The following is an 8,765-nucleotide window of genomic DNA, read 5'->3' as shown; positions in this document are numbered from 1 at the left end:
CCTTCGGGCAGCGCCTGTTTGGCATTGATGCTGCGTTATCGCCTATTTATGGGGAATAACCACACCACATAGGCTCTGCCTTGCCTAAATACCAAACAGACTGCTGCAAATTCAACCTTGAAAGGTCAACAGACCCTAAGGTTTTTTAATTTTCTTAATATCTAGCATGTGAGAGCCATGCTTAATCTTTGTCTCTAAATACGCTTTATTACCTGAAAGCCCAGCTTTAATGTGAGCATGAGTACCCACAACAGAATCAACTTCTATACCTGCATCTTTTAATGCATTGAGCTTTTTAGGGTTATTAGTCATTAATTTAACGTGCTTTAAATTAAGCGCATTGAGCATTAACACTGCATCTGAAAAGTCACGTAAGTCATCAGCAAAACCTAAATGGTTATTAGCTTCGTAGGTATTCATACCTTGTGATTGCAGTACATACGCATCAATTTTATTATATAAACCAATACCACGCCCTTCTTGGCGTAAATAAAGTAAAATACCGCCCTGCTCATGCATCATTTCAATACACTCGTTTAACTGCTCACCACAATCACAGCGTGACGAATGAAATACATCACCGGTTAAACATTCAGAATGCATACGAATAAGTGGGACACCTTGCTGGGTATCGGCGTTATTAAATACTAAAGCAACATGCTCTTGGCCATCTTTTAAGCCACTAAACGAGATAATTTCTGCAGGAATATCACTATTTTTGCCAACATTAAGCTGGACTCTTGCTCTTACTTGCGCCACGACCAATCCAAATATTAAAAAACTACGACACGATAAAGTGATAATATCACAAAAGTTCAAAATTGGATCGTAGTACACCCTAAGTAATGTCAAATATATTGCGACGACAGCGGCTATTTTCAATATGTAAGCATAAATATATTAGCAACGCATATTTACCTTGGTTTACCTAAAATGATGACATACACATAAGGATTTGCTAATTTACCACCGACAAATAATAGGGATCATTATGAAACTAAATAAACGTGTATTACTGATGGGCTTAAGTTTATCTGTATTAAGCACCATGTCATTTGCCGAACAAGCAAGTAACGCTCAAGCCGTTTTTAACGACGCGTATCAAAATTACTTAAATGCGGTTAAAACCAAGGAAAATATGCAACAAGCCGCGGAGCAGGCCTACACATTAGGTAAAGCTGTTTACGGTGATAATTCAGATAACACCGCAAACTTAGCTATTAACTATGCTAAATCAATTAATGGCTATGGTAAAAAATGGATTGAAAAACGTTTTTCACTATATCAACAAGCCTACACTATTTCAGTTAACAACCATGGTAACAAATCGTTAGAAACCGTTGATTCTTTGGTTGGTATGGCTAATTTTGCCCCCTCAGCTCAAAAAGCGGACTATTATTTAGAGCAAGTAATTGCAATAGCAAATACAGAAAATAAACCTAAATTTTTGGCCGATATGAAATTAGAAGCGGCAACCATATTAGCCAATAAATTCAGCTACGAAAAATACCGTGAAGCTAAAAACTACTTGGAAGAGGCCGATGAGTATTACCAGGCTAACTTACCTAAAAACTCGGTTGAACAAATAAAAGCTGACTTTTTAATGGCGTCGTTTGCTGAGGGTAGAAAAAGATACGATCAAGCAATTGAACGGCTTAATCGCGTAGTAAAGGTGTTTGATGAAAACTTAAGTTACGATCACAGCGCTGAGCTTACCGCACACTCAAGATTAATTGGCTTGTATGAAAAAAAAGGCAAAAGCGATGAAGCCACTAAGCACTGTATCGCGATTGCTAAAATGGTGCCGTGGAAAGAAAGCCAAGAGCAAACGCCGCTATATCGCGTTAACCCTAAATACCCTAAAAACAAAGCGCGATTTAGTAAAGATGGCAGTGTAGTTATGGAGTTTCAAGTAGATGAGTCTGGCTTTGTAAAAAATCCGCAAGTAATTAGTTCTGAGGGTGGCGTGGCCTTTGAAAAATCAGCAGTAGAAGCATTAGCGCAATGGCGCTATGCTCCTAAGTTTGAGCATGGAAAAGCGGTTGCAGCAACTTCCAAAGTACAGCTCGACTTTAAAGTAAACCGTTAATAACATACCAAAGGCGCTTCAAGCGCCTTTTAATTTATCATTATAGCTATTTTAACTTAGCTAAAATGTTATCGCTGGCGGCCTCTATTAAATCAAGTACCTTTTCAAAGCCATCATCACCGCCATAGTAAGGATCGGGAATTGCGCTTTGTGCTTGCTCGCCATACTCTAAAAACAACGCAAGCTTGTACTGCAAATGTTCAGGGCAACGTGCGGTTAAATCCGACAGGTTTTGTTTATCGGCTGCTAAAATAAGGTCAAACTCGCTAAAATCACTACTACGCACCTTGCGCGAAAAAATACCTTTAAAACTATAACCGCGTTTTTCACCAGCCTGCATTGAGCGCCTATCTGGTTGATTACCTTCGTGATGACCAATAGTCCCTGCCGAGTCCACTAGCAGATCAATACCTAACTTTTTAGCGCGAGCTTTTAATACCGCCTCTGCGGTAGGTGAGCGACATATATTTCCTAAACAAACAATCAGTACTTTTTTCACTTATAGCTCCTTTATTGTTTAAAAAAATCAGTGATAAACGTTATTTTAATGAGGCTAATATTTTTTGTTCGCCTTCAAGCATGCTCTGCATAGCGGTCTCCTGTTTTACACGGCTATGTAAAGCAGCAAGCTTAGGCCAGCGCGACTCATCAAGTTGCTCACCGCCATGCTCCATATTCATTAATTGGCAGCTCACAGCAATGTCGGCAAGAGTAAAGCTGTTACCAACAAAAAATTCGTTATTCCCTAAATAACCTTCTAAATAATCAAATAAAGGCGGTAGTTTTTCATTTAATGCACTTTGCACTAAGGCTTCATCGGTTGGCTTTTGCATTGTAGGAGCAATAATACGCTGCTGAAATACCGTAAATGTTGTCAGTGGAGCCAGCTCGTAATCTGCGTATTTTTCTAGCCAGCGAACAGCTGCACGTTGCTCTATAGTATCACCGAGTAAAGCCGATGAATTAAGGTATTTTTCATCAAGATATTGGCAAATAACGCTAGAATCCGCCAAGTTTAACTCGCCATCTTTTAGCGCCGGAATACGCCCTAACGGATTAACTTCTAAAAACCAGTCAGGCTGATTAAACGGCGAGACTATTTCGAGTTTATAGTCCAGTTGCTTAAGCGCTAAACACACACGTACTTTACGCACATAAGGAGAAAGCGGGACACCATAAAGAATTATGCTCATTGTTATTCCTATAAATTAAAACCACTTTAAAACTGCTTTAAAATTGCATCATTGTAGTCATCAGCATTTAAGGTTAAGTTGAACTTGGCCGCAACGCTATCTAACTCGGCTTGTTTAATCGCTAAATCATCCATAGTGATGGTGTTATCGTCAAGCTGCCATAATAATCGTGAGCCCGCATAACTATATTGAATCGCCAATAATGCATCGGGATTACCTTCTCGTCCCGCCGCTTTTAGCTTAGCCATTTTACGAGTGATTTTATTAAGCGCTTTTTTAAGCTCCCACACATACACCACCTCACTCATAAAAGGATGTGTTCGGTATTTATTTAACAACCAGCCTATGCCAATACTCGTAACAATTACGCCTAATAAGTTCCAATGAAAATGACTGCCACTTTCATCGGGAAATAATGCAATTAAGGTTTGTGAAATTGCTAAACTGCCCACAGCTAAACCTGCTGCACAGCCGACAATAACGCGATTTAAATGTTTACGATAACGTGCTTTATCTATTTGAATAAGTTGCATAGCTGCCTAAAAGTAAAAAACTAAAAAATACACAGTCCCATTGTAGCTAAACCCATCACAGAGTTAAGACTCTTTTTTAATAAAATACCCGTAGTTTTTGATTTAGCGCCTGTTTTATACTGCTTTCAACATAAAACCAACTAACGATTTTATTTGCACCCACATATTAGGCATAGGATAGTGGGCAACAAATACGACTTAGTATAGGAACATCATGATAAAAACACTGATTGCCACAAGTTTAATATTTTCTTCTTTTAGTACTTTAGCCAATTTAAACACACCGCTAACCCCAGAAGAATTGCGAATTGAAAAAGCCAGCCAAGCGATGCCAGCCGTACTAAGCGCTTTTGCCAGCGAAGTTAATCAATTTGAGCAGCAATTCAAGTCACTCTCAAGCTATGCACAAGCCGTAGATGCCGTTAATGACTACTCAAAACGATTATGGTTTAGTGCAAAAAAACGCATCGCTACAACGCAAAACTTAGATGATCGCGCGCTTTATTGGGCTCGCTTACAATCAAGTAAAATAATTCGTACCACAAAACCTGCATTTTCGCTGAGCACCGCGCAGCAAACAGTGTTATTAACATTGCTAGAAAACGGAAGCCGAGGTCGCACAGACCTAAGCTACTCACAAAACACCACTAAAAAGATACTACTAACTGGGTTTGACCCATTTTTACTTGATAGAAATATAAACCAAAGTAACCCATCGGGCGTAGCTGCGTTGCTTCTTGATGGCCAAGTAATAAACTATAAAGGGATTAGTGCTGAAATAAACACTGTAATGGTGCCTGTGCGTTATGAAGACTTTGATCAAGGCATTATAGAATCCTTACTTGCCCCTTATTACGCTCTTAATAAAGTTGATATGGTCGTTACCGTTAGCATGGGCCGCAAAGACTTTGATCTTGAACGCTTTCCAGGTAAGCGCCGCAGTGTAACAGCCCCCGACAACGCCAATATAGTGTATGGAGGTACCAAAACAGCGCCGCTCATTCCAAGTTTAAACGACCGCCCATTACCCGGTACTGAGTTTGTAGAATTTAGCTTACCTGTTAGCGCTATGCTAAAGGCAAAAGGCCCTTTTGCGATTAATGATAATCATCATGTTATTACCCTCAAAAAAGACTTTGAGCCTAGCAGTTTTGACGAATTAAAAGAGGCAACTGCAGTACGTGGCGGTGGCGGTGGTTACCTGTCTAACGAAATTTCGTACCGCAGTATTCGGCTACGTAATCAGCTAAATTCAGATATTCCGACTGGGCATATTCACACCCCTCGAATTGCCCAGTTTGAACCCGAAACCGAAGCTAAAATAGTCAAGCAAATTCAAGCTATGTTAGAGCAAAGTTTAGTCGCGATCTAACATCGTTTGCTTTTTTAGCGTTAAAACATCAATTAAATAATAAAGCGTAGGAGCACTTAAGTACTTCTACGCTTTATTGCTTTTAAACCGCTAAAAAAGCATGCTGCAATTACATTAAAATTAAATGTGCTTTGTATCAGCTTTGGCTATTTTGTAATAAAGACTCATTACTTTAATTATTAACTAGATCTTCACAAATTGTGTTCTATGCTCATTTGAGGTTCAGACCTTATTACAGGGACATAGTAATGCTCACAATTAACCACTTTTTTAATTCATTAAACTTAACAAAAAAACTCATCTCCGCTTTTTTAGTTGTTGCCCTAGTGCCAATAACAATAATTATTATTGTCGCAATTAATACAGCTTCAAACTCGATGACAGAACAGGTTTATTCGCGTTTAGACGCTGTGAGTAAAGTAAAACAAAGCGCTGTTAAACGCTATTTTAACAACATTGAAAAAAAGCTTAATGCGCTGCAAGCAAATCCAGAAATGGCCAATATTGCGACAAAGTTTATAGATGGATTTAATAATACCTCCCCTTCAGCCTCATCAGAGTCTCTAAATCGCTTTTATAAAGAGTCTTTTGCTCCAAAATTTAAACAGCTAAACCCAACAGATACAGTTTCTTCATCTCTATTAAAGCAAATGAATCCAAAAAGTATTGAGCTGCAATCTCGTTATCTAGCTAATAACCCAAACCCAATCGGTGAAAAACAAAAACTAACCACCACAGAGCAATCAGACTATTACGAGCAAGCGCACCGCCAATATCACCCTTATCTACGCGATATGACTAATATAAATAAGTTCTACGATATTTTCATTATCGACCCAGCAAATGGCAATATTGTTTACTCTGTTTATAAAGAAGTCGACTTTGCAACATCGCTGCAAACAGGCCCCTACGCTAAAAGTAATTTAGCGAACCTATTTAGACAATTAAAAGACAGCAGCAACCCACAAAAAATTGCTTTTGCAGATTATAAACAGTACTCCCCTTCATATAATGCCCCTGCAAGCTTTATAGGAAAGCCTATTGTTGTTGATGGTAAAACGGTTGCTATTTTAGCTGCCCAATTATCGATTGAAGATATTAATTCAATTATGAAAGAACGTGACGGGTTGGGCGAAAGCGGAGAGACCTACCTTGTTGGCCCTGAAGGGTTAATGCGCTCTGACTCTTATATTGATCCGAAAAATCACTCTGTAGAAAGCTCGTTTAGAAACCCAAATAAAGGCACTGTGAATACCTTATCTGTAATCAAAGCACTAAAAAATGAAAAAGGGCAGCATGTTATAAATGACTATAACAATGAAATGGTGCTCTCTGCATTTGCACCTGTAAATGTCTTTAATGTTCGCTGGGCACTCATAGCAGAAATGGACGAACAAGAAGCTTTTGAGTCAATAACGACTCTTTCCCAACAACTCATTGTGATACTTTTTGTCACTATTTTTATTGTTACCATTGCCGCATATTGGTTTGCGAAAACACTCACAAAACCAATACATGCACTAGCTGATACGATGAAAAAAGTTGAACAGCAAGGTGACTTTTCATTACGAGCAACAGTCTATTCAAGCGATGAAATAGGCGTTAGCACTCAAGCATTTAACACTCTTCTTGATGCTCTACAGTTATCTATTAGTGAAACAAATCGCGTTATGAACCAAATGGCTGCGGGTAAATTTGATCAACGTATTGAAGCACCATGTCGAGGAGAGTTAGATACGTTAAAACAAGCAACCAACGATTGCGCAAGTTCACTAAACGGGGCAATAAACGAATTAAATAACATTGCGATTGCTATGGCTGATGGTCAATTTGATATTCAAATTAATGCCTCAATGTCAGGCGAATTAGACACCTTAAAAAGTAATATTAACCAATCGCTTTCCTCAATAAACAACACAATGAATAGTATCGTAGATATTATGGCTAACGTAGAGCAAGGTAACTTTAAAGAGCAAATTACCTATCCAGCTAAAGGAAAACTTGCCCAGCTAAAAGACAGCGTGAATAACTCAGTGAATAGCTTAAGTATTGCCATAGATGGTATTAGTGACGTTATGAGTGCATTACGACAGGGCCAGTTTTCAGCGCAATTAGATGCCCCCTTAGCTGGACAGCTTGATATTTTAAAACAAGATATTAATTCCAGTATGGCTAATTTAAATAATGTAATGAATGAAATAGGTGAAGTCATGTCCTTTGTTAGTAAAGGTGACTTTAAAAAAATGATTAAAGGTGAAGCCAGCGGTCAACTTGAGCAGTTAAAAAGTAACATCAATACATCAATTACTGCTATTGATAATGCTCTAACTGAAATTTCATCAGTCATGCTAGCAATTAGTCAGGGGCGCTTTGATCATACTATTTCATCGACTATGACAGGCCAGCTAAATAGTTTAAAAACAGATATAAACCACTCGGTAACAAACCTTGAACATGTCATAAATGATCTTAATCAAGTAATGGCTGCAATGGCAAATGGCGATTTTTCTCATCAATTAAAACAACCATTGCAAGGCCAATTGGAAGATTTAAAAAATAATGTTAATGAGTCTACCTCATTAGTTTCATTAGCTATAAATGAAGTAAGTAGCGTTTTGTCAAACTTAGCTAAAGGTGACCTTACCAAAAATATAGAGGGGCAATATCAAGGCGTATTCAACACCCTAAAAAACGACACCAACGCGACCATCTTTAAATTAACCAATGTCATTCAAGAGATTCAAGTATCTGCTGGCCAGGTTATGCAAAATGCAGGTGAAATAGCTTCAAGTAATACTGAAATAAGTAAACGCACAGAAGAGCAAGCTGCCAACCTTGAAGAGGCAAGCTCAAGTACTGAGCAAATGCTAGATGAGCTAACTAAAGTATCTGAACAATCAAAAAGTGCCGTGGCATTGGCAAGCAATGCAGAGCAAATCGCTGAAGAAGGAAACCAATTATCAATACAGACTGTTAGCGCGATTGATGAAGTAAATGAAGCCAGTAAAGATATTAACGAAATACTTTCGGTTATTGACAACCTCGCTTTTCAAACTAACTTGCTATCACTTAATGCCGCCGTAGAAGCAGCTAGGGCTGGCGACCACGGAAGAGGCTTTGCTGTAGTAGCTAATGAAGTCGGTGATTTAGCGGGGCGTAGTGCTAAATCAGCAAAGCAAATAAAGAGTATTATTGTAAATAGTAATCAAAAAATAGCACTTGGAACTGAATTAGCCGACACCTCAGGGAAAAAACTAAAACACATAATGCAAGCTGTTAGCGATGTTAGTAAAAATATAATACATATAGCGCACTCAACCTCCGCACAAGAGCAAGCAATTAAAGAGGTTAATCTTGTTGTACAACGGTTAACGGGGCTAACTCAGGCTAACTCAGCGATTACAGAAGAAACAATGGCGGCGGCACGTAAAATGGCAGAACAAGCTACCGAGATGAGAGTACAACTTAATTACTTTCATCTAGAAAAAGAGCAATAATAACCTAAAGGCGCTGCTAGTGATTCTGCTAACGCTATACCTTTTAACTTGAGAAACGCTATGAGCCATTATAATAATGGC

The 8,765-nt window shown here is 38.6% G+C and carries 7 protein-coding genes; 3 read left to right on the top strand and 4 right to left on the bottom strand.

Translation table 11 applies throughout. The features are described from left to right. Window positions 1-135: 135 nt before the first annotated feature. Window positions 136-759, bottom strand: a complete 624-nt coding sequence (gene ribA / locus AN392_RS12520) for a GTP cyclohydrolase II (RefSeq protein ID WP_010390804.1) — start codon at window positions 757-759, stop codon at window positions 136-138. Between the two features lie 232 nt (window positions 760-991). Here ribA and AN392_RS12515 point away from each other — a divergent pair, with 232 nt between their 5' ends. After that, window positions 992-2,089, top strand: coding sequence for a TonB family protein (locus AN392_RS12515; RefSeq protein WP_055012909.1), 1,098 nt, complete (start codon window positions 992-994; stop codon window positions 2,087-2,089). A gap of 46 nt (window positions 2,090-2,135) precedes the next feature. Here AN392_RS12515 and AN392_RS12510 read toward each other — a convergent pair whose 3' ends face one another. From AN392_RS12510 to AN392_RS12500, 3 genes are read right to left on the bottom strand one after another with little or no spacing between them, the layout of a single operon-like run. Further along, complete coding sequence (locus tag AN392_RS12510) at window positions 2,136-2,588, bottom strand: low molecular weight protein-tyrosine-phosphatase (RefSeq protein ID WP_010390800.1); 453 nt, start codon at window positions 2,586-2,588, stop codon at window positions 2,136-2,138. 40 nt (window positions 2,589-2,628) lie between these two features. Beyond that, window positions 2,629-3,282 (bottom strand): glutathione S-transferase family protein, encoded by a 654-nt coding sequence (locus AN392_RS12505; protein WP_055012908.1) that lies wholly within the window; start codon window positions 3,280-3,282, stop codon window positions 2,629-2,631. Between the two features lie 26 nt (window positions 3,283-3,308). Then, the gene (locus AN392_RS12500) at window positions 3,309-3,815 is read right to left on the bottom strand and encodes a DUF3087 domain-containing protein (protein WP_010390796.1); all 507 of its coding nucleotides are present in this window, start codon (window positions 3,813-3,815) and stop codon (window positions 3,309-3,311) included. A gap of 214 nt (window positions 3,816-4,029) precedes the next feature. Here AN392_RS12500 and AN392_RS12495 point away from each other — a divergent pair, with 214 nt between their 5' ends. Then, on the top strand, window positions 4,030-5,187 hold the full coding sequence (locus AN392_RS12495) for a hypothetical protein (protein WP_055012907.1): 1,158 nt from the start codon (window positions 4,030-4,032) through the stop codon (window positions 5,185-5,187). A gap of 248 nt (window positions 5,188-5,435) precedes the next feature. After that, complete coding sequence (locus tag AN392_RS12490) at window positions 5,436-8,684, top strand: methyl-accepting chemotaxis protein (protein WP_055012906.1); 3,249 nt, start codon at window positions 5,436-5,438, stop codon at window positions 8,682-8,684. Window positions 8,685-8,765 lie beyond the last annotated feature (81 nt).

This window comes from Pseudoalteromonas sp. P1-16-1b (genome assembly GCF_001401785.1).
In the GTDB taxonomy this organism is placed as follows: Bacteria; Pseudomonadota; Gammaproteobacteria; order Enterobacterales; family Alteromonadaceae; genus Pseudoalteromonas; species Pseudoalteromonas undina.
This window is presented reverse-complemented; position numbering and strand designations above follow the sequence as displayed.

What these genes read in the sequence shown, in the direction of transcription:
- AN392_RS12505 (WP_055012908.1), bottom strand. Translation starts at nt 3,282, where the DNA reads ATGAGCATAATTCTTTATGGTGTCCCGCTTTCTCCTTATGTGCGTAAA.
- AN392_RS12515 (WP_055012909.1), top strand. Translation starts at nt 992, where the DNA reads ATGAAACTAAATAAACGTGTATTACTGATGGGCTTAAGTTTATCTGTA.
- AN392_RS12495 (WP_055012907.1), top strand. Translation starts at nt 4,030, where the DNA reads ATGATAAAAACACTGATTGCCACAAGTTTAATATTTTCTTCTTTTAGT.
- AN392_RS12500 (WP_010390796.1), bottom strand. Translation starts at nt 3,815, where the DNA reads ATGCAACTTATTCAAATAGATAAAGCACGTTATCGTAAACATTTAAAT.
- AN392_RS12490 (WP_055012906.1), top strand. Translation starts at nt 5,436, where the DNA reads ATGCTCACAATTAACCACTTTTTTAATTCATTAAACTTAACAAAAAAA.